The organism is Micromonospora sp. NPDC051296 (genome assembly GCF_040682255.1).
Lineage (GTDB): Bacteria > Actinomycetota > Actinomycetes > Mycobacteriales > Micromonosporaceae > Micromonospora > Micromonospora craterilacus.
This window is the reverse complement of sequence record NZ_JBFBAO010000088.1, coordinates 1-19,957: the sequence shown is the minus strand read 5'-3', so window position 1 is coordinate 19,957 and position 19,957 is coordinate 1. Positions and strand designations below refer to the sequence as shown.

The window sequence follows — 19,957 nt, the reverse complement described above, 5'->3', positions numbered from 1 at the left end:
ACCGGAGCGGGGCGGTGATGGGCCGGATACCGCCGGTCGGGCGGCTGCGAGAATAGCGGGGTGGAACCCGCACAGCCTGCCGACCGCGTGCCCGCCGACCAGCCGTCGACCGGCGACCAGCCGACCGTCGACCGGGCGGGCGGACCGGGCGTACCCCAGCCGCAGCCGCACCCGGCGCGGACCGCCGGGGAGCCGGCGCCGCCGGCGGGGCCCGCCGCCAGGTCCGAACGGTCGCCGAAGGACATGGCGATCTCGCTGCTGGTGTTGTTGATCCCGATCGCCCTGGTGTTCGCGCTCTACCGGGGGTTCCTCGGCGGGGACGAGCCGAACACGGTCGACCCGGCGCCGGCCTTCGACCAGGCGCGGTCGGCCGCTGTGTTCCCGGTCAGCGAGCCGACCGGGCTGGGCGACGGGTGGCGGACCGTGCGGGCCAACTATCGAACGACCGACGACGGCGCGACCCTGCGGGTGGGCTATGTCACGCCGGAGGGCCGAGGTCTGCAACTGGTGCAGAGCAACGTGCCACCGGAGCGGCTGCTGCCCGCCGAGTTGACCGGCGAGGGACGGCCGCAGGGGCAGACCGATCTTGGGGCCAGCACCTGGCAGCGGTACACCGCCCGGGGCAACGAGCAGGCGCTGGTGCTGCTCCAACCGGACCGTACGGTGATCGTGGTCGGGGATGCCCGGGACAACGAGTTGCGGGAGATGGCCGCGGCCGTGGACTGAGTAACTGCCCCCCGGATGTCGGTGTCATCCGTTACGCTCCCCGGGTTCGGTGCCCGGCCGGCGCGGTCCGGTGGGCTATCCCTGTTGGGAAGAGAGACAGTCTGTGAACATTCGACGGTGGAGCGTGGGCGTCATCGCCGCCACGCTGCTTGTTCCTGGCGTGGCCGCCTGCAACTCCGGCACTGCCGACTCGCCCTCCGGGTCGTCGTCCGCGCAGGACGTCCCGGCGGACCCGAAGGAGGCGCTGCTCGCCTCCACCAAGGGGCTGGCCGAGGGCAACTTCACCTTCACCATCACCGCCGACTCGATGACCGGCAAGGGCGTGGTCCACAAGCCCAGCGACAGCGCGCAGATGACCATGTCCATGGGCGACGACGAGTTCACCATGGACTTCGACCTCATCCACATCACGCCCGACACCTGGGTGAAGATGGACCTGGGCGACCTGTTCGCCGGAATGCCGGGCGCGGACACGTTCAAGGACAAGTACCAGCACCTCGACGCCGCCAAGGCTGGCGACGCCAAGAGCCTGAACCCGTTCAGTTCCGGCACCGACCCGGCCGGCGCCGAGGCGATGTTCAAGGGCATCGCCGAGGTGGAGAAGACCGGTGAGGGCGCCTACAGCGGCACGGTGGACCTTTCCGCGGTGACGGACTCGGTCGCCACCGACGAGGCCATGCTCAAGGAGTTGGGCGAGAAGGCCAAGGCGATCCCGTTCACTGCGAAGCTCGACGCACAGGGCCGGGTGACCGAGCTGGTCATGTCCATCCCCGCGGCCGGGGAGACCAAGGCGCAGGACATCAAGGTGACCTACGGCGACTACGGCGCCGCCACCGCGGTGCAGAAGCCGCCGGCGGACCAGGTCGTCGAGGCGGGCGAGCAGACCTACGAGATGTTCAAGAACTAGGCCGGACCGGCGACAGCCGGCGGTACGCGTAACGGGGGCGGGCTCGGCTCGCCCCCGTTTCGCGTCCGGTGCCCGGTGCGCCGTCCGTGAGGTTCGGGTGATTGCCCGGCGGGGCGGCGGGGAACAGGAGGGTGAGCCTCCGGCGCGCGAGATGCGTCGGGTGACCCTGCTGGGAGACACCGATGACTGTTCGACGACTGAGCGCCGGCCTCGTGGCCGCCGCGCTGCTCACGCCCGGAGTCGCCGCCTGCACCACCGGCGGCGGCACGGCCGGGCCCACTTCAACGCCGTCCGCCACCGCCTCCGGTGCGGCCCCGGAGGCCGACTCGGACGCCAAGCAGGCGCTGCTGAACTCGACCCGGGAACTCAGCAACGGCAACTTCCGGTTCCGCATGTCCGGTGCCGGTTCGACCGCCGAGGGGCAGGTGCACGAACCGAGCCAGAGCGCGGAGATGCGGGTGAGCATCGGCGAGCCGACCGACGACCTGGCGATGGCCCTCGACCTGGTCCACGTCAAGCCGGACAGCTGGGTCAAGCTGGATCTCAGCGGCGCGGCGGCGTCCAGCGTCCCCGGGCGGGACAAGTTCAACCTCGGCAAGTACCAGCACCTCGACCAGAGCCGGATCCAGGGCGACCGCAACCTGGGCTTCGACTTCGACCAGGTCGACCCGGCCGGCAGCGAGGTGCTCACCCAGGCCGTCACCGAGGTACGGCGTACCGGCGACGGCACGTACGCCGGCACCATCGACGTGTCGAAGGCCGCCGACGCCGGATCGATCGACCCGGGCCTGATCACCGCGCTCGGCGCGCAGGCCAACTCGGTGCCCTTCACCGCGACGCTCGACGGGCAGGGGCGGCTCACCGAGCTGGTCCTCCAGATCCCCGGCACCGGCGGGGCCACCGCGCCGGAGATCCGGGTGACGTACAGCGACTACGGCAACGCGACCGCAGCCCAGAAGCCCCCGTCCGACCAGGTCGTCGAGGCGCCACCGGAGCTGTACAACCTGTTCGACTGAGGACGACGGGTCGCTGCGGGGGCGTACCAGCTCCCGCCGCGCCGTTTCGCCGCACGCCGTGCCGCGAATGCTCCGTCGCCGACGAGGACCCTCCGCGTGGGCCTGCCCGGCTCAGCCGGCGGCCGGGTCCTGCCGTGCGGCGTCGATGCGGGCGCGGGCACCGTCGAGCCAGCGCTGGCAGATCACCGCCAGCGCCTCGCCGCGCTCCCAGAGCGCCAGGGACTCCTCCAGCGAGGTTCCGCCGGCCTCCAGCCGCTCCACCACCGACGCGAGTTCGGCGCGGGCCTGTTCGTAGCTGAGCCGCTCGTCCGGCCCGCTCGTTTTCTCGTCAGTCATCGCAACCATCTCAGCACAACCGGCCGACACCTCCGGCGACCGCACCGCCCAGCATGGCGGGCGGTGGCGGGTCAGGTGTCGACGGTGGCGGACAGTTCCCCGTCGGCGAGGCGTACCCGCAGCGGGTCGCCGGGGGCGACCTGGGTGGCCGCGCGGACGACGTGGCCGTCGGCGCGCTGCACGATGGCGTACCCGCGATCGAGGGTGGCCGCCGGTGACAGCGCGCGCAACCGGGCCAGGGTGTGCCGCAGGTCGTCGTCGGCGGTGGCGAGGCGGTGTTCCAGGCAGCGCCCGGCGCGCTGTCGCAGGGCGGCCAGCTCGTTGGCCCGCTGCTCCACCATCACCTGCGGTCGGGCCAGCACCGGCCGCGAACGCAGGGCGTCGATGCGGTGCGTCTCGCGGTCGACCAGGTTGCGTACCGCCCGATGCAGCCGGTGCCGGGCCTGGGTGATCAGGCGTACCTCCTCGGCCAGGTCGGGCACCACCCGCTTGGCCGCGTCGGTCGGCGTCGACGCGCGCACGTCGGCCACGTAGTCGACAAGCGGCGCGTCCGTCTCGTGGCCGATCGCGCTGACCACCGGCGTACGGCAGGCGAAGACGGCCCGGCACAGCGCCTCGTCGGAGAACGGGAGCAGGTCCTCGATGCCGCCCCCGCCGCGGGCCAGGATGATCACGTCGACGCTCGGGTCGGCGTCGAGCACCTTGAGCGCGTCCACGATCTGTTGCACCGCACCGGGGCCTTGGACGGCGACGTTCACCGTCCGAAACTCCACCGCCGGCCAGCGGCGGCGCGCGTTGGTCAGCACGTCCCGCTCGGCGGCGCTGGCCCGGCCGGTGATCAGCCCGATCCGCTGCGGCAGGAACGGTGGCCGGCGCTTGCGGGCCCGGTCGAACAGCCCCTCGGCGGCGAGCAGCTTCTTGAGTTTCTCCAGCCGGGCCAGCAGCTCACCGAGGCCGACCTGACGGATCTCGTCGGCGCGCAGGCTGAGCGTGCCCCGGGCGGCGTAGAACTCCGGTTTGGCGTGCAGCACGACGCGGGCGCCCTCGCGCAGCTCGGGAGCGCCGGAATCGAGCACGTCCCGGTTGGTGGTGACGGTGAGACTGAGGTCGGCCGACGGGTCACGCAGCGTCAGGAAGACAGTGCTGGCGCCCGGTCGGCGGCTGATCTGCGCCACCTGCCCGTCGACCCACACCCAACCCAGCCGCGCGACCCAGGCACCGATCTTCTGGCTGACCACCCGCACCGGCCAGGGTTCCTCCGAGCTGCTCGCCGCCGTCCCACCCGTGCTCATCCGCCCACCCTACGACCCGACTGCCCCCGGCCCTGACGATCATGAGGTCAACGGCGTTTCCATCGTCGGTGATCGCCACGGTGTGGCTTCTGGATCACCATGGCAGGCGTCCTCTCGTACCCGTCAAGGGGTTGCCCGGTGGTGCCGGTCCGCGCATCGTGCCCAGCCCCGTGCCCCGCGTGTGGTACGGGTCGCAGCCGCTGCCACCCACCGCCGTGGCACGTACGATGAACGGGTGACTGAGGCTGAGACGACTTCCCGGACCGGCAAGCGCGTGCTCCTGGCCAAGCCCCGTGGTTACTGTGCGGGCGTCGACCGGGCGGTGCAGACCGTCGAGGAGGCGCTCAAGCTCTACGGTGCCCCGATCTATGTCCGCAAGCAGATCGTGCACAACAAGCACGTGGTGCGGACGCTGGAGGCGCAGGGCGCGATCTTCGTGGAGGAGAACGAGGAGGTGCCCGAGGGGGCCACCGTGATCTTCTCCGCGCACGGGGTGGCGCCCGAGGTCTACGAGCAGGCGAAGGAGCGGTCGCTGAAGGCGATCGACGCGACCTGCCCGCTGGTGACCAAGGTGCACCAGGAGGCGAAGCGGTTCGCCGCCGAGGACTACGACATTCTGCTCATCGGTCACGAGGGCCACGAGGAGGTCATCGGCACCGCCGGCGAGGCCCCCGAGCACATCCAGCTGGTGGACGGTCCGGCGGACGCCGACCGGATCACCGTGCGGGACCCGAACAAGGTCGTCTGGCTGTCGCAGACCACGCTGTCGGTGGACGAGACCATGGAGACGGTGGCCCGGCTCAAGAAGCGGCTGCCGATGCTCCAGTCGCCGCCCAGCGACGACATCTGCTACGCCACCAGCAACCGGCAGCACGTGGTCAAGGAGATCGCGGCGGAGTGCGACGTGGTGATCGTCGTCGGGTCGCGCAACTCCTCCAACTCGGTACGACTGGTCGAGGTGGCCCTGGACGCCGGGGCCGGCGCCGGGCACCTGGTCGACTTCGCCCACGAGATCGACGACGCCTGGCTGGCCGAGGCGCGCACGGTGGGCCTGACCTCCGGGGCGAGCGTCCCGGACGAGCTGGTCCAGGAGGTGCTGACGCACCTCGCCGAGCGCGGCTTCGCCGACGTGGAGGAGGTGGTGACCGCCAACGAGCGGCTCACCTTCTCGCTGCCGCAGGAGCTCAAGCGCGACATGAAGGCCGCCGCGGCGGCTCGGGGCTGATCCGTCGGCCCGCGCCGATGGAACGGCTGACCGGCCTGCTGCGTCAGAGGTGGGTATGAGGACCCTTCGGATCGCCGCCACCGCGCTGATCGTCTGCACGGCGCTCGTCGCCTGCGGCGGCCAGGGAGCGGGGGACGGCCCCGCCGCACCGACCCCGACGGGAGTGACACCCGTGACCGAGCTGCCGACCCCGGATCCGACCGGCGCCATGCCCTCGCCCTCCGACCCGGTGGACCCCACGGCTCCGGTCACCCCGCTGCCCGGCAAGACCCGGGGCGGCCCGCCGAAGCCGACGGCGACCGCTGCGATGACCCTGACCGGTCGGGTCGAGTCCGGGGTCGAGCCCGGTTGCCTGCTGCTCGACGGTTACCTGCTGCTCGGCGGCCCCCGCGACGTGCTGACCGCGGGCGCGTCGGTGACGGTGACCGGCCAGCCCGCGCCGGACATGCTCACCACCTGCCAGCAGGGCACGCCGTTCAAGGTGGCCTCCGCCCGCCGTTCCTGACCACGCTGCCCGCCGACGCCAGCCAGCGAGGCGGCTGGTGGGCGGGCCGACAAGCGGTCACGACTTGAGCGGTCCCAGACAGACGGGAGCCCGTCTCCGGAGGTCCGGAGACGGGCTCCCTTTTGGGTGGTGGTGTGTCAGTTCACCGCACCGATGGAGACCGCGCCGCGGCCGACGACCGCGCCTTCGTTGGTCACCACGGCGAGCTCACCGGAGAGCGTCCGGCCCGCGGACGGGGCGGACTGGGCGGTCACCGTACCCGAGAGGGTGCCGGTGGCGCCGTGGGCCAGGGTGAGCGAGCTGCTCGACGCCGTGAGCGTGCCCAGCGCCGGCGACGAGAACGAGTCACGGTAGTCGTACGCGGTGCTGCCACCCGCGCCGTCCACCGAGTACGCGTCCACGACGACGGTGTAGGTGCCCGCCACCGGGTTGGTGAGGGTCACGAACTCCTCCGAGTCACCGTCGGCGTTGTAGCCCACCAGCGTGCTGCCCCGGTAGACGAACAGGTCGAGGTCGGCACTGGCGTTCGACGGGTTACCGATGCGGGCGGTGAAGGTGGTGACGCCCGCCGGCACCTCGACGGTGAACTCCTGCTGGGCCAGCTCGACGATGGTCGGCCGCTCGGCGTGCACGCTGGACAGCGGGCCGCCCTGGCCGGTCACCGTGACCGGGCCGAAGGTGTTCTTCAGCGACCAGGTGACCGGGGTCGCGACACCGGCGTTGACCGCCGGCAGCTCGACCACGGCCGGCTCGACCGCGACGCCCTGCACCCGCGCCTGGAGCTGGTACGGGTTGTTCAGGGACGGCGAGGTCCGCCGGGACTCGACCTCGATCTCCCAGACACCCGGGATCGGGTTCTGGTAGTCACGCTCGAACGTGTTGCAGACGACCGTGCTGACGTGGTTGGTGAAGCAGGCCAGGCTGGAGGTGCTCTCCACCGGCACGCCGTACGGGTTGATGGCGATGAAGCGGGTCTGCGACCCGGTGGCGATGCCGGAGAGGTTCACCTGCAGCGCACCGGTGCCCGGCGGCACCGTCACGAAGTACGACGTGGTGCTGTTGCGGTCCACCGAGCCCTGACCCGAGTAGGCGAAGTTGGGCGCGCTGACGTCGTTCGAGGCCACCACCACGGCGGAGAACTCGAAGTCGATCGTGTTGGTGGCCGGGTCGTCGACGGTGACGATCGTGCCGTGCGCGCCCGCCGTCTTGGGCTTGGCGGTGACCGTGATGGTGACGGTCTGGTTCAGCGGCAGGGTGACGTTCTTCGGCGCCGAGAAGGTGCCGTCGTTGCCACGCAGGCCGACGTTGTGCCTGATGTTGCCGGCCGGGCCGCTGGTCCGGGTCAGCTGGACCTGGTACGACTTCGACTCGTTGACCTTGTGGCCACCGTTGGCCGAGTCGCAGCGGTTGTAGACGCCGGTGCCTCGGTGCGGGGTGGCCAGCTGGTTGGACAGCGGCGTGCAGACCGGGGCGTCGGAGGTGTAGGAGCGGGTCTCCACGCCCTTCTTGAGCAGCTTCCACGCGCCCGGCACGTCGAACATGCCGTAACCCTGCGCGTACGCGGGGGTGTCGGCGATCGGCTTGGCCGAGGAGTAGATCGCCCGGCGCAGCGCCTCCGGCGTGACGCCCTTGTCGGTCGCCTTGGCTGCCGAGAGCAGCAGCGCGGCGGCACCGGCGGCCTGCGGTGAGGCCATCGACGTACCGTTGAACATGCCGTAGCCCGGCGGGAGCGCGTAGCCGGCCTCGGCGACCGGGCTGCCGGCCTGCCAGACCGGGGTGGTGGAGATGGCCGAGCCCGGGGCGGCGATGTTCGGCTTGGCGCCGCCGTCCTCACGCGGGCCGCGCGAGGAGAAGTTGAACAGGGCGTTCTTCTTCTTGACCACCGAGCCATAGTTGGCCAGCCAGGTGTCCTTGCTGACGCTCGCCGCCACGCTGACCACGTTGCTCGAGGCCGACGGGTCGCCGATGGTGTTCACACCCGGGCCGGAGTTGCCGGCCGAGATGAACATCTGCACCCCGTAGGTGGTGATCAGGTTGTTGTAGAGGGTGGCGCGGGCGTTGTTGCCGTCGTTGAGCGCCGGCAGGCCGCCGATCGACATGTTGATGACGTCGACCCCACGGTTGATCACCAGGTCGGCCATGCCCGTGGTGAGCGCGGCGTACGTGCAGCCGCCGCCCCAGGAGCAGGCGCGGGAGGAAACGATCTTGGCGCCGGGGGCGGCACCGTTGAACGCGCTGTTGCCCAGCATGCTGTTGGCGGCGGTGATGCCGGCCACGTGCGTGCCGTGCGCGCTCTCGATGATGCCGATGTTGACGTAGTCGACCAGGCCCGGGCCGCCGACCGGAGTGGTGTCGATGTTCTTGCGGTACTCGACAACGAACGACATCCGCTCCTTGACCGGAGTCGCCGGGTCGTCGGTGCCGAAGTAGCCGACGTCGAACTTCTCCTTGTACGGCCGCATCACGGTCTCGTCGGTGAAGTCGCCGTCCTGGTCGGTGTCGACCCAGATGTTGTTGGTCGCCGGGTCGAACAGGATGCCGAACTGGTCGGTCCGGTCGCCGTCGCGGTTGACGTCACCGGCCGGCTCACTGTTGTTGGTGATCGACTCGCTGAACAGGTTGAACCGGTAGGTGCCGGCCGGCGCAGTCCAGGTGCGGCCCGCCACGGTGAACGTCGGACCGGTCACCTGCGTGATCATCGGCCGCCAGGTGGCGTCCTCGAACGGGTCGGTCGCGGTGACCCAGTCGACGATCTTCCGCTCGCCGGTGGTGGTCTGCTGCAGCGCCGGGTGCTCCAGGTCGACACCCGAGTCCATGATGCCGATGGTGACGCCGCGGCCGTCCCACTTCGCGTTCTGCTTGACGAACTTGACCGCACCGGTCTCGCCCGTCGGCATGTACGCGTTGTCGGCGGGCGTGCTGGCGCCCGGGCCGCTGAGCGTGCTGCCCTGCTTGTCGCCCTTCTTGGCGCCCTGAACGACCTCCGGCTTGGGGTCCGGCAGCTGGATCTTCTCGTCCAGGTCGACCGCGGCGACGCCGGGCAGGGTGGCGGCCTTGACCGCCTTGCTGGTCGGCACCTTGGCCAGCACGTAGCCGATGGTGTCGTAGCGCTCGGTGACCGCGGCGCCGAGGTCCTTGAGGTCCTCCGCGACGTCCTTCGCCTTACCCTTCTCGGTGGCGACGATCATCGTGACGGTGGGTGCCTTCTTCGCCTCCGCCTCGGCGAGCAGCTTGGCGTCGTGCTGGCCCAGCGCCTCAACGGGGGTGACCTGCGCGGGGTCGGCGGCAGGTGCGGCGCTCGCGGTGGCGGCACCGCCCGCCACGGTCACGGCGCTGGCCGCCATGACCGATGCGAAGAGCGCGGCGGAGGTACGCCGGCTCAGGTTCCGGGGTTTACTCACGTTCTCTTTCCTCCAGAGAACAGGGCGCCCTCAGATACAGGGCACGCGTGAGCGAAATACTTCGCGGTAGCGACCATCGATGTCACTACCGACAAGGGCGTTGTGACCATCTCGTGACATTCAAGTCTCTCTTTGTCACATCGCGGCTGTCAGGGGCGTGATTCGGCTGACCGACTTCGACCATCCGATGTGGAATAGTCGCTAAGCAACTCGGGCGCCTGCGGTTGCCGGGGTGCCAGCTCCACCTGCCCCGGCGTGACCAGTTCCTGGTCGGAAACGCCCAGCTCGGCCAGCTTCCGGGCACTGACCAGCACCCGCGCTTCCAGCGACCCCACTGCCCGGTTGTACGCGGTAACCGCCCCGCCGAGCGAGGTGCCGAGCTTGCCGACGTGCTCGCCGAGGGTGGACAGTCGCCCGTAGAGTTCCCGGGCCAGTGAGTGCACCTCCATCGCGTTGTGGGCAAGCTGTTCCTGCCGCCAGGACCAGGCCACCGTACGCAGCATCGCGACCAGAGTGGCCGGAGTGGCCAGCACGATATTGCGAGCGAAGGCGTGCTCCAGCAGCGTGGGGTCGCGTTGCAGGGCCACGTCCAGGAACGGGTCGGCCGGCACGAAGAGCACCACGAACTCCGGAGTGGACTCGAACGCCGCCCAGTACGACTTGGCGGCCAGCGCGTCGACGTGGGCCCGCAGGTGCCGGGCGTGCGCGTCGAGGTGGGCGTCCCGGCCGCGCTCGTCGCGCGCCTCCATCGCGGTGAGGTACGCGTCGAACGGTGCCTTCGCGTCCACCACCACGGTCCGGCCGCCGTGCAGGCGTACCACCAGGTCGGGGCGGACCGTCTGGTGGTCGGTGGCAGCGGTGACCTGCTCGGAGAAGTCGCAGTGTTCCAACATGCCGGCGGCCTCGACGATCCGGCGCAGCTGGTGCTCGCCCCACCGGCCGCGCACCTGCGGCGCGCGCAGCGCCGCCACCAGTTGCTTGGTCTCGGTGCGCAACTCGCCGGAGACCGTGCTCATCGCCCGGACCTGTTCACGCAGCTCGGCGTACGCGTCGACCCGGTCGCGCTCCAGTTCGGCCACTCGCTGCTCGTAGCGGCGCAGCGTCTCGTGCAGCGGGGCCACCGCCCGCGCGACCGCCTCCTGCGACTGGGCCGTCGCCTCGTAGCTCAACGCCCGCATCGACTGCTCCAGCCGCCCCTCGCCCTCGCGGGTGGCGCGCAGGGTGGCGTCCAGCCGGGCGATCTCGGTCGCCGCGCGGGACCGGGCGGCGAACCAGCCGACCGCGCCGCCGGCACCGAGGCAGACGACGACAACCGCCAGGGTCGTTAGCTCCATCTCCCGAGCTTGCCAAAGATGAGCGACCCGCGCCGCGATGGGTGCTCGCGCCTCGCCGCTGGAGGCAATCCACGGGAATTCAGGAGTACGTCTCGACGGTGGATAACCTCCTGTTGGATGTGCCGTGGCGACGCCGTCGTGAACTTGTCAACGATCTGCGGCAGCACCTGGAGGAGAATCCTGAGCAGATCGCCGTCGAGTCGCCTCAGGACTACGCGGCGGAATTGCGTTCCTCGACCGGGCTCGTCCCCGGTGGAGTTCCTCGCCATCGCGTCGCAGGCCGTCGTGGGAGATCCTGCGCCGGTCTCGTGGCTCGCCATGATCGATTCGGCACTCCGATCGGTGTACCCGACGCCGGCCTTCGGCGGCTCTCAGCGGACCGGGATTCTGATCTTCGCGCCGCTGATGGTTCTCGTGGGTCAACTGACCAGCGCCGCGTTGCTCTCGCGGGCGCCGCATCGCCGTCCGCTGCTGCGCACCCTGACCTACGTGAGCGTCACCGTCATCGTGCTCCTGCTCGGCTACGGGGCGCTGCGGTCGACCATGTGACCTGAGCGGGCGGAATGGGGCGGCCGGCTGTGGGGTAACGGGGGGTCGGCCGCTCGGCAGGTGGGTCCGTGGCGCCGGGTGGGTACGTTTGATCCGTGGAACCTCTGCTGGTCGTACTCCTGATGGTGGTGCTCGTTGCCGGCCTGGTCTGGTGGCAGCGGCAGCGTGCGGCGCGCGAACTCGCCGACGTGCAGGCTGACGCGCGACGCTGGTACGAGCGCCTTGGCGGTCAGCTGATGAACCTCGGCGGTGACGATCCGGCGGTGCGTCAGGCGCTGGCCGACGCCGCCGAGCGCTACCACGCCGCCGGCTCGCAACTGCAGCAGGCCAAGAGCATCACGCAGTACCGGCTGGCCCGGGAGACGGCGGTGGAGGGGCTCACCTACATCCGGGCCGCCCGCTTGGCGCTCGGCATCGAACCGGGACCGGACCTGCCACCCCTGGCCGCCGCGAGCGGGGCCGGCGCGTTGACCGTGCCTCGGCAGGTCGACGTCCAGGGCCAGACGTTCAAGGCCGGCCCGCAGCCCGGCCGGGACACGCCCTACTACTACCCAGGCGGGCGGATGCGCGGCCGGCCGGTGCCGGCGGGCTGGTACTCCACCCCGTGGTGGAAGACGGCGCTGGGGGCCGGCGCCGGGGTCATCGGCGGCATGCTGATCGCCGACGCGCTCTTCTCGCCGTCCTTCGGCGACCCCGGGTACGACGCCGCCGCAGCGGCGGGCGCCGACCCGGGCGACGTCAGTGCCGACTTCGGCGACGGTGACTTCGGCGGCGGCGATTTCGGCGGCGGCGATTTCGGTGGCGGCGACTTCTGACGCGACCACCCGGCGGTCAGGCGTTAAGAAGGGGCCCTTCCTCTACCGGAGGCGTTAACAAGGGCCCCTTCCTTACACGTCAGCCGGTGTTGCGCATGCCGGCGGCGATGCCGTTGACCGTGGTGAGCAGGGCGCGCTCCAGGGCGGTGCCGTCGCCGGGGGCCCGCCGGCCGCCCGGCGCGGTGGCCACCGCCCGTCCGGCGGCGCCGGAGTCGCGGTACTGCCGCAGCAGCGCCACCTGTAGGTGGTGCAGCGGCTCCAGGTAGGTGTCGCGTACCGCGAGGGTGCGTTGCAGGACCGGGGAGTTCTCCAGCAGGTCCGGCGAATCGGTCACCGCCAGGACCTCCCGCTTGGTCAGCTCGTACTCCTGCTCGATCTTCTCGAAGATCGGGTGCAGCTTCTTCGGCACCAGGGTCTCCACGTACCGGCGGGCGATGCCGAGGTCGGTCTTGGTCACCATCATTTCCACGTTCGACAGGAACGTGCGGAAGAAGTGCCAGTTGCGGTGCATCTCGGCCAACACGTCGGCCAGGCCGGCCTCCCGGGCGGCGGCCAGGCCGGAGCCCACCCCGAACCAGCCGGGCACGATCTGCCGGGTCTGGGTCCAGCCGAACACCCACGGAATGGCCCGCAGCCCGGACAGCCCGGCACCGGTGTTCGGCCGCTTCGCCGGCCGGGAGCCGATGTTCAACGCCCCGAGCAGCTCGGTCGGCGTGGACGCCCAGAAGTACGCCGGCAGATCCGGATCCTCCACCAGCGACCGGTACGACCGGTACGCGGACTCCGACACCGCGTCCATCGCCGCGTCCCAGCGCTCCAGCATCTCGGCCGGCTGCCGGGGCGCGGTGTGCAGCAGCGTCGCCTGCAGCACGGCGGCCACGGTCAGCTCCAGGTTCTCCCGGGCCAGCGCGGGCAGCGTGTACTTGTCGGAGATGACCTCGCCCTGCTCGGTCACCTTGATCGCGCCGTCCAGCGTGCCGTACGGCTGGGCCAGGATCGCGTCGTGCGTCGGCCCGCCGCCGCGCCCCACCGTGCCGCCCCGGCCGTGGAACAGCCGCAGGTGCACCCCGTGCCGGGCGGCCACGTCCCGCAGCGACCGCTGGGCCCGGTGGATGGACCACTGGCTGGTGGTGATGCCGGCCTCCTTGTTGGAGTCCGAGTAGCCGAGCATCACTTCCTGCACGTCGCCCCGGGCGGCCACCAGCGCCCGGTACGCCGGCAGCGACAGCAACTCGTCGAGCAGGTCACCACCGGCGTTCAGCTCGGCCGGGGTCTCCAGCAGCGGCACGATGCCGATCCGGGCCCGGCCGCTGTGCACGTCGACCAGCCCGGCCTCGCGGGCGAGCACCACCGCCGCGAGCACGTCGTCCACGCCGAGGGTCATCGAGATGATGTACGACTCGATCACCTCGGTGCCGAACCGGTCCTGCGCATCGCGGATGGTGCCGAACACGTCGAACGTCTTGCGGGCCGTCTCGGTCAACGGGGTGTCCGCCGTGGACAGCGGCCGACGGCCGGTCAGCTCGTCGGCGAGCAGCTTGGTGCGCTCCAGCCGGGTCAGCGCCGGGTAGTCGGAGACCTCGCCGACCGCCGCGTACAACTGGGCCAGCACCGCGTGGTGTGCCTCGGCGTGCTCGCGGACGTCCATGGTCGCCAGGTGCAGGCCGAACGCGGAGACGGTACGGATGGTCGAGGCGAGCCGGCCGACGGCGGTGAGCTGGCCGGAGTTGCGGGCCAGCGAGGCGCGCAGCAGCTCCAGATCGGCGATCAGCTCGGCGGAGCCGCGGTAGTCGCGCCCCGGCACGTGCGGCGTGCCCTGACGCAGCCGGGCCCGGGTGTTCGCGAGCTTGGCGCGTACGCAGCGGGCCTTCAGGCGGTACGGCTCCTCGGCGTTCACCCGACGGAACCGAGGCGCCACCTCGGGCAGCGCGTCGAGGTCGGCGGCGAGGCTGGCGGAGAGGTCCAGCGACACCCCGCGCAACCGGCGGGAGACGGACACCTCGTTGATCAGCTCGTCCAGCGCCGCCTCGGTGGCGGACAGGCCATGTTCGTGCTGGATGGCCAGCACCTCGCGGGTCACCGTGGGGGTGACGAACGGGTTGCCGTCCCGGTCGCCGCCGATCCAGGTGCCGAAGGTCAGCGGCCGGGCCGTCGGCGAGGTCTCCACGCCGAGGGTGCGCAGCGTCTCGGCGAGGTCGTCGAGCACCTGCGGAGCCGCCTCGGCGTGCAGGTCACGCAGGTAGTAGATGGCGTTGCGGGCCTCGTCGGTCGGGTCCGGCCGGTCCAGCCGCAGCTCGTCGGTCTGCCACATGAGGTCCAGCAGTTCGGCCAGCCGCCGGTTCGCCGGGCCCTCGTCGCTGGCGCCGTAGAGGATCGCGTTGGCCGTCTCGGCGTCCAACTCGTCGGCGATCGCGCGCAGCTTGGACAGGATCGACCGGCGGGCCGCCTCGGTCGGGTGGGCGGTGAAGACCGGGCGTACCGCCAACCGGCGGGCCACCGAGGCGATCTCCTCGGCCGGCACCCCACGCTCGGCGATCATCTTCGCCGCCTGGTCCAGCCAGCCACCCTGCACCGCGCGGCGGCGGCGCAGGTCGCGGGCCCGGTGCACCTGTTCGGTGATGTTGGCCAGGTGGAAGTAGGTGGAGAAGGCGCGGGCCAGCTTGGTGCCGGTGGTCACGTCGAGCCCGCCGAGCCGTCGGGCGGCAGCCGGGGCGTCGGTGCGGACCTGGGCGCGGATCTCCTCGACGAGGTCGAGCAGCGGGCGCCCCTCCTGGCGGGCCAGGGTCTGCCCGAGCAGCGTGCCCAGGCGGCGGATGTCGGCGCGCAGGGCGGCGTCGGGGCCGTCGTGATCGTGCTGGTCGGTCACCATGCGCTCCTTACGTGAGTACGAAGGACAGCGCTGTCCGACTCCCCCGATCGTATCCGCGTGAACCCGCTTGTAAGGAGGGACCCCGGGTTGTCGCCTTCATCATGTTCGGCGGTGTTGACGACGGCTCCGCCCTGTGGGCGGCCGGTAGCGTCGGCACATGGCGTCGTTGATCTATCCCGCGAAACCGCAGCCCGGCGACCGGGTCGCGGTCGTCTCACCCTCCGCCGGGCTGCCGGGTCTGTTCCCGCAGGTGTACGAACTGGGGCTGCGCCGGCTGCGCGAGGAGTACAGCCTGGAGCCGGTGGAGTACCCGACCACCCGGATCATGGGTGCCGACCCGCGTGACCGGGCCCGGGACCTGACCGAGGCCTTCGCCGATCCGGACATCACGGCCGTGCTGGCCACGGTGGGCGGCGACGACCTGATCACCGTCACCCCGCACCTGGACGACGAGGTGCTGCGGGCCAACCCGAAGCCCTACTTCGGCTACTCGGACAACACCAACATGCTCAACGACCTGCACCGCCTCGGCATCGTGAGTTACCACGGCGGATCGGTGCTGGTGCACCTCGGTCGGCCCGGCGCGCTGCACCCGCTGACCGCCGACTCGCTGCGCGCCGCGCTGTTCACCTCCGGCTGGTACGACCTGACCCCGGCGCCGGAGTGGGGCGACGAGCCGAACGACTGGAACAATCCCGGGTGCCTGGCGGACGAGCCGGTGATGTTCCCCGGCGCGGGCTGGCGCTGGCAGGGCCCAGCCGCCGTGGTCGAGGGCCGCACCTGGGGTGGCAACCTGGAGGTGCTGCACTGGCTGCTCGCCGCTGACCGGGTCGGCCCGGTGGAGTCGCTGGCCGGTTCCATCTTCCTGATGGAGACCTCCGAGGAGCTACCGCCAGCCATCGAGGTCTACCGGATGCTGCGCAACCTCGGCGAACGCGGCCTGCTCGCCGGCTTCCCCGCCGCGCTGGTCGGCCGCGCCAAGGCGTGGGACTTCGGCCGCCGGTTGACGCCGGCCGAGAAGGCGGACTACGCCCGGGACCAGCGCGCCGCAGTCACCCGGGCCTTCGCCGAGTACCAACCGGACGCGGTGCTGGTCTTCGACGTCGACCTCGGCCATACCGACCCGCAGCTGATCATCCCGTACGGCGGCGAGGTCCGGATCGACGCGGTCAAGCACCGGATCTCAGTGCGCTACTGACGTTCGTCGCCAAACACCGACGGGCTGATGACCGACCCACCCGGCATCGTCAACTTGCGTCATGGCGGGGTCAGTGGTTCGGGTCGCGCACGAAGACGCCCGCGCCGGGTGCTCCCTCGACCACGCATCTGATCGTTGGCGCTTCAGCGACTCCTGCACCGGCGTGTCGTGTCACTCCACTGCCAACGATCAGCGACCGGCCGGGGCGACGGTCAGGCGTCGACTGCGGCGAACGCGCGGACCGGGAAGGTGCCCATGCCCGCCACCAGCGGTGGGGCGGCGGTGAACCGGAAGCCGTCGGGCGGCAGCCCGTCCAGCCCGGTGAGGTGCTCCACGATCGGGATGCCGGCGGCCAGCAGGGCACTGTGCGCGGGACGCTCACCAGCCGCCGTGGGGCCCATGTCGTCGATGTTGATCGAGTCGATGCCGACCAGGGTGGCACCCGCGTCCACCAGTGCCCGGGCACCGTCGCCGGTCAGGTAGGGCGCCTCCGGAGCGCCGTACCGGTCGGTGCCGAAGTGCGCGTCCCAGCCGGTGTGCAGCAGCACGGCCTTCCCGGCGACGTCGTACGGCGCTAGCAGCAGGCGGTCCACCGCGCGGGTGCCGGCGGGCAGTCGTACCACGATCCCGGGCAGGTCGGCGAGGCGGTCCAGGGCGGTGCCGGCCAGGTCGGCCCCGTCGGCGTACCGGTGTGCGGGCGTGTCCAGGTAGGTGCCGGTGTTGGCGATCATGTCTATCCGGGCCACCTGGAACTCGGTGCCCGGGGCGTACCGCTCCCGGGACGCCTCGCGGGACAGCCATTCGCTGATCCGGGGCGCCGGCCAGCCGGGCAGGGTGGTCAGCCCATCGCTGATCACATGGCTCAACTCGACCAGGCGGCGGCCGCCGGTCCCGCCCGCCGCACCGGCGACGGCGCGCCCACCCTTGTGGGCCTCCTCGATGATCGTCTTGTTCGTGATCCGCACCTCGGCCACCATCAGCAGGCCGAGGTGCCGGACGAACAGCGCCGCCAGGTCGCTGTCGTCGATTTCGTTGCTCGGGATGTCGAGCCGGAATCCCTCGGTCCGCAGGCCGCCGCCGTTGGCGAAAACGACCTCCGCGTCGAACTGTGCCCGAAACTCCCCGCTCATTCTCGGCAGCCGACCACAGCCGCGAACCGGCGTCAAGATCTCCCGCTCGCCGAAGGCACCGCGGACCGGCAGCCCAGGGGCGGTGGTGGCGACCAGGGATCCAGGGACGGCGGTGGATCGTCTCGCCGGGGAGATAGTGTCGACCGGTATAACCCCCCGTCCGGCCGGACGCGGGGTGATCGTCGTGCCCTCACCTCGGAAGTGATCATGACTGCGCTCACCGGACTGTTCGCCGCTGCACTGGCCGATTCGGGCCTGGCCCGCGTCCGTGACCTGGCGCGCTCCGGTGCGGCCCAGGTCGACGGCCTCGACCTGACCGCCCCGCCGGCATTGCGTCCGTTCGCGGTCGCTGCCGTCGCGGCGGATCCCGCCAGCGGCGACCCGACCGGCGAGCGCGGCGGCACCGCATCGGAATCGGCCGGCGGTGCCGCACCCGGGCTGGCTAACGCCGCCGCAGCGGCGGGCGGGGGAGCCGGGCGGCCGGTGCTGGCGGTGACCGCTACCAGCCGCGAGGCCGAGGATCTCGTTGCCGCGCTGGGCGGCCTGCTGCCGCCGGAGCAGGTGGCGATCTTCCCGAGCTGGGAGACGCTGCCGCACGAGCGGCTCTCGCCCCGCTCCGACACCGTCGGCCGGCGGCTGGCGGTGTTGCGCCGACTCGCGCATCCGGACTCGGCGGACGCGCACGGGCGTACCGGCCCGCTGCGGGTGGTGGTCGCGCCGGTCCGCTCGGTGCTGCAACCGCAGCTCAAGGGGCTCGGTGATCTGGAGCCGGTGCGGCTGGCGGCCGGCGCCGAGGCCGACCTGGAGCAGGTGGCCCGCCGGCTGACCGACATGGCGTACGCCCGGGTCGACCTGGTCACCAAGCGGGGGGAGTTCGCCGTGCGCGGCGGCATCCTCGACGTCTTCCCGCCCACCGACGAGCATCCGTCCCGGGTCGAGTTCTGGGGCGACGAGGTGGAGGAGATCCGCACCTTCGCCGTCGCCGACCAGCGCACCATCGAGCAGGTCGCCCAGCTCTGGGCGCCGCCCTGCCGGGAGCTGCTGCTCACCCCGGCGGTCCGGGAGCGGGCCGCGGAGCTGGCCGGGCAGCACCCGGAGCTGGCCGAGATCCTGGACAAGCTGGCCGGCGGCGTACCGGTGGAGGGGATGGAGTCCCTCGCGCCGGCACTGATCGGCGGTGACTCCATGGAGCTGCTGCTGGACTGCATGCCGGCCGGCACCCACGTACTGCTCTGTGACCCGGAGCGGATCCGCACCCGAGCGCACGACCTGGTGCGTACCTCGGAGGAGTTCCTCCAGGCCAGCTGGGCCGCGGCCGCCGTCGGGGGCCAGGCCCCGATCGACCTCGGCGCTGCGGCGTTCCGCACTCTGGCCGACGTACGCGCGGCGGCTGGGAAGCTGCGCCAGCCCTGGTGGACGCTGTCCCCGTTCGGGCTGGCCGACGGCCTTGATTCGGACCGGAGTGCCGGCTCCCGGCGCGGCGGCCGAATTATGGCCGAGCCGGGCGCGGCCCCGGAACGGCGGCCCTGGGAGGACGAGCCGGAGCCGGTTGATATCACGCCCGACGACGCGATCGCGGTGACCCTGACCGCCCAGCCCGCCCCGCTCTACCACGGCGAGACCGCCCGGGTGGTCGACGACCTGAAGCGGTGGGCCGGCGAGGGCTGGTCGATCGCGCTGGTCTTCGAGGGGCACGGTCCCGCCCAGCGGGCGGTGGAGGTGCTCCGCGACGGCGGCCTGGGGGCCAGGATGGTCGAGCAGGTGCCGGCCGCGCCTGCTCCGGGCGAGCTGCTGGTCACCTGCGGCAGCCTGACCGGTGGCTTCGTCGACGAGGCAGCCCGGTTTGTGCTGCTCACCGGCAACGACATCACCGGCGGTCGGGGCACCTCGACCCGGGACATGCGCAAGATGCCGAGCCGGCGGCGCAACACCATCGACCCGCTGGAGCTGCGGGCCGGCGACCACGTGGTGCACGAGCAGCACGGCATCGGCCGGTACGTCGAGCTGGTGCAGCGTACGGTCAACGGCGCCTCCCGGGAGTACCTGGTCATCGAGTACGCCCCGAGCAAGCGCGGCCAGCCGGGCGACCGCCTGTTCGTCCCCACCGACCAGCTCGACCAGCTCAGCCGATACGTCGGTGGGGAGCAGCCGACGCTGCACAAGATGGGTGGCTCGGACTGGCAGAAGTCCAAGGCCCGGGCCCGCAAGGCGGTCCGCGAGATCGCCGCCCAGTTGATCCAGCTCTACGCCGCCCGCAAGGCGTCCAAGGGGCACAACTTCGGGCCGGACACCCCGTGGCAGCGGGAGCTGGAGGACGCCTTCCCCTGGCAGGAGACGCCCGACCAGCTCGCCGCCATCGAAGAGGTCAAGCGGGACATGGAGCAGAGCGTCCCGATGGACCGGCTGATCTGCGGCGACGTCGGCTACGGCAAGACCGAGATCGCGGTACGGGCGGCGTTCAAGGCGGTGCAGGACGGCAAGCAGGTCGCCGTGCTGGTGCCCACCACCCTGCTGGTGCAGCAGCACTACAACACCTTCGCCGAGCGGATGAGCCAGTTCCCGGTGACCATCCGGCAGCTGTCCCGGTTCCAGACGCCGAAGGAGGCCGAGCAGGCCCTGGCCATGGTCGCCGACGGCACCGCCGACATCGTGAT

At 71.5% G+C, this 19,957-nt stretch carries 15 protein-coding genes; 9 read left to right on the top strand and 6 right to left on the bottom strand.

Annotated elements, in window-relative coordinates; genetic code table 11:
* The first annotated feature begins 60 nt into the window (after nt 1–60).
* The 3 genes from AB0M52_RS12480 to AB0M52_RS12470 all read left to right on the top strand — a co-directional run bounded on the left by AB0M52_RS12480 (nt 61) and on the right by AB0M52_RS12470 (nt 2,649).
* Nucleotides 61–726, top strand: a complete 666-nt coding sequence (locus AB0M52_RS12480) for a DUF4245 domain-containing protein (protein ID WP_363952563.1) — start codon at nt 61–63, stop codon at nt 724–726.
* Between the two features lie 103 nt (nt 727–829).
* The gene (locus tag AB0M52_RS12475; protein ID WP_363952560.1) at nt 830–1,633 is read left to right on the top strand and encodes a hypothetical protein; all 804 of its coding nucleotides are present in this window, start codon (nt 830–832) and stop codon (nt 1,631–1,633) included.
* A gap of 182 nt (nt 1,634–1,815) precedes the next feature.
* Complete coding sequence (locus tag AB0M52_RS12470) at nt 1,816–2,649, top strand: hypothetical protein (protein WP_363952557.1); 834 nt, start codon at nt 1,816–1,818, stop codon at nt 2,647–2,649.
* 111 nt (nt 2,650–2,760) lie between these two features.
* Here AB0M52_RS12470 and AB0M52_RS12465 read toward each other — a convergent pair whose 3' ends face one another.
* Nucleotides 2,761–2,985: an exodeoxyribonuclease VII small subunit gene (locus tag AB0M52_RS12465; RefSeq protein WP_111213852.1), complete on the bottom strand. Its 225-nt coding sequence runs from the start codon at nt 2,983–2,985 to the stop codon at nt 2,761–2,763.
* Between the two features lie 71 nt (nt 2,986–3,056).
* Nucleotides 3,057–4,277 carry an exodeoxyribonuclease VII large subunit gene (gene xseA / locus AB0M52_RS12460; RefSeq protein WP_363952554.1) on the bottom strand — a complete coding sequence of 407 codons (1,221 nt, stop codon included), beginning with the start codon at nt 4,275–4,277 and terminating at the stop codon, nt 3,057–3,059.
* Nucleotides 4,278–4,512: 235 nt separating this feature from the next.
* Between xseA and AB0M52_RS12455 the strand changes: the two genes are divergently transcribed.
* On the top strand, nt 4,513–5,502 hold the full coding sequence (locus AB0M52_RS12455; protein ID WP_363952551.1) for a 4-hydroxy-3-methylbut-2-enyl diphosphate reductase: 990 nt from the start codon (nt 4,513–4,515) through the stop codon (nt 5,500–5,502).
* Between the two features lie 55 nt (nt 5,503–5,557).
* Nucleotides 5,558–6,007, top strand: a complete 450-nt coding sequence (locus tag AB0M52_RS12450) for a hypothetical protein (protein ID WP_363952548.1) — start codon at nt 5,558–5,560, stop codon at nt 6,005–6,007.
* A 137-nt stretch (nt 6,008–6,144) separates the two neighbouring features.
* Here the strand turns inward: AB0M52_RS12450 and AB0M52_RS12445 are convergent, their stop codons facing one another.
* Both AB0M52_RS12445 and AB0M52_RS12440 read right to left on the bottom strand, forming a co-directional pair.
* Complete coding sequence (locus tag AB0M52_RS12445; RefSeq protein WP_363952545.1) at nt 6,145–9,408, bottom strand: S8 family serine peptidase; 3,264 nt, start codon at nt 9,406–9,408, stop codon at nt 6,145–6,147.
* Between the two features lie 149 nt (nt 9,409–9,557).
* On the bottom strand, nt 9,558–10,742 hold the full coding sequence (locus tag AB0M52_RS12440) for a DNA recombination protein RmuC (RefSeq protein WP_363952540.1): 1,185 nt from the start codon (nt 10,740–10,742) through the stop codon (nt 9,558–9,560).
* 252 nt (nt 10,743–10,994) lie between these two features.
* On the opposite strand from AB0M52_RS12440, the gene AB0M52_RS12435 reads away from it, so the two are divergent.
* Both AB0M52_RS12435 and AB0M52_RS12430 read left to right on the top strand, forming a co-directional pair.
* Nucleotides 10,995–11,291 carry a hypothetical protein gene (locus tag AB0M52_RS12435; RefSeq protein WP_363952538.1) on the top strand — a complete coding sequence of 99 codons (297 nt, stop codon included), beginning with the start codon at nt 10,995–10,997 and terminating at the stop codon, nt 11,289–11,291.
* A 95-nt stretch (nt 11,292–11,386) separates the two neighbouring features.
* Entirely contained in the window at nt 11,387–12,106 is a 720-nt protein-coding gene (locus AB0M52_RS12430) for a hypothetical protein (protein ID WP_363952535.1), read from the top strand.
* A 79-nt stretch (nt 12,107–12,185) separates the two neighbouring features.
* On the opposite strand, the gene ppc is transcribed toward AB0M52_RS12430, so the two are convergent.
* Nucleotides 12,186–14,972, bottom strand: a complete 2,787-nt coding sequence (gene ppc, locus AB0M52_RS12425) for a phosphoenolpyruvate carboxylase (RefSeq protein ID WP_363952533.1) — start codon at nt 14,970–14,972, stop codon at nt 12,186–12,188.
* 160 nt (nt 14,973–15,132) lie between these two features.
* On the opposite strand from ppc, the gene AB0M52_RS12420 reads away from it, so the two are divergent.
* Complete coding sequence (locus AB0M52_RS12420) at nt 15,133–16,173, top strand: S66 peptidase family protein (RefSeq protein WP_363952530.1); 1,041 nt, start codon at nt 15,133–15,135, stop codon at nt 16,171–16,173.
* Between the two features lie 212 nt (nt 16,174–16,385).
* Here AB0M52_RS12420 and AB0M52_RS12415 read toward each other — a convergent pair whose 3' ends face one another.
* On the bottom strand, nt 16,386–17,303 hold the full coding sequence (locus tag AB0M52_RS12415; RefSeq protein ID WP_363952527.1) for a cyclase family protein: 918 nt from the start codon (nt 17,301–17,303) through the stop codon (nt 16,386–16,388).
* Between the two features lie 207 nt (nt 17,304–17,510).
* Between AB0M52_RS12415 and AB0M52_RS12410 the strand changes: the two genes are divergently transcribed.
* Nucleotides 17,511–19,957: CarD family transcriptional regulator (locus AB0M52_RS12410; RefSeq protein ID WP_363952524.1), on the top strand; the 2,447-nt coding region annotated here is incomplete at its 3' end.

Bases quoted from the DNA above. Each gene is read 5' to 3' on its own strand.
- AB0M52_RS12420 (WP_363952530.1), top strand. From the start codon at position 15,133: ATGGCGTCGTTGATCTATCCCGCGAAACCGCAGCCCGGCGACCGGGTC.
- AB0M52_RS12470 (WP_363952557.1), top strand. From the start codon at position 1,816: ATGACTGTTCGACGACTGAGCGCCGGCCTCGTGGCCGCCGCGCTGCTC.
- xseA (WP_363952554.1), bottom strand. From the start codon at position 4,277: ATGAGCACGGGTGGGACGGCGGCGAGCAGCTCGGAGGAACCCTGGCCG.
- AB0M52_RS12415 (WP_363952527.1), bottom strand. From the start codon at position 17,303: ATGAGCGGGGAGTTTCGGGCACAGTTCGACGCGGAGGTCGTTTTCGCC.
- AB0M52_RS12465 (WP_111213852.1), bottom strand. From the start codon at position 2,985: ATGACTGACGAGAAAACGAGCGGGCCGGACGAGCGGCTCAGCTACGAA.
- AB0M52_RS12450 (WP_363952548.1), top strand. From the start codon at position 5,558: ATGAGGACCCTTCGGATCGCCGCCACCGCGCTGATCGTCTGCACGGCG.
- AB0M52_RS12440 (WP_363952540.1), bottom strand. From the start codon at position 10,742: ATGGAGCTAACGACCCTGGCGGTTGTCGTCGTCTGCCTCGGTGCCGGC.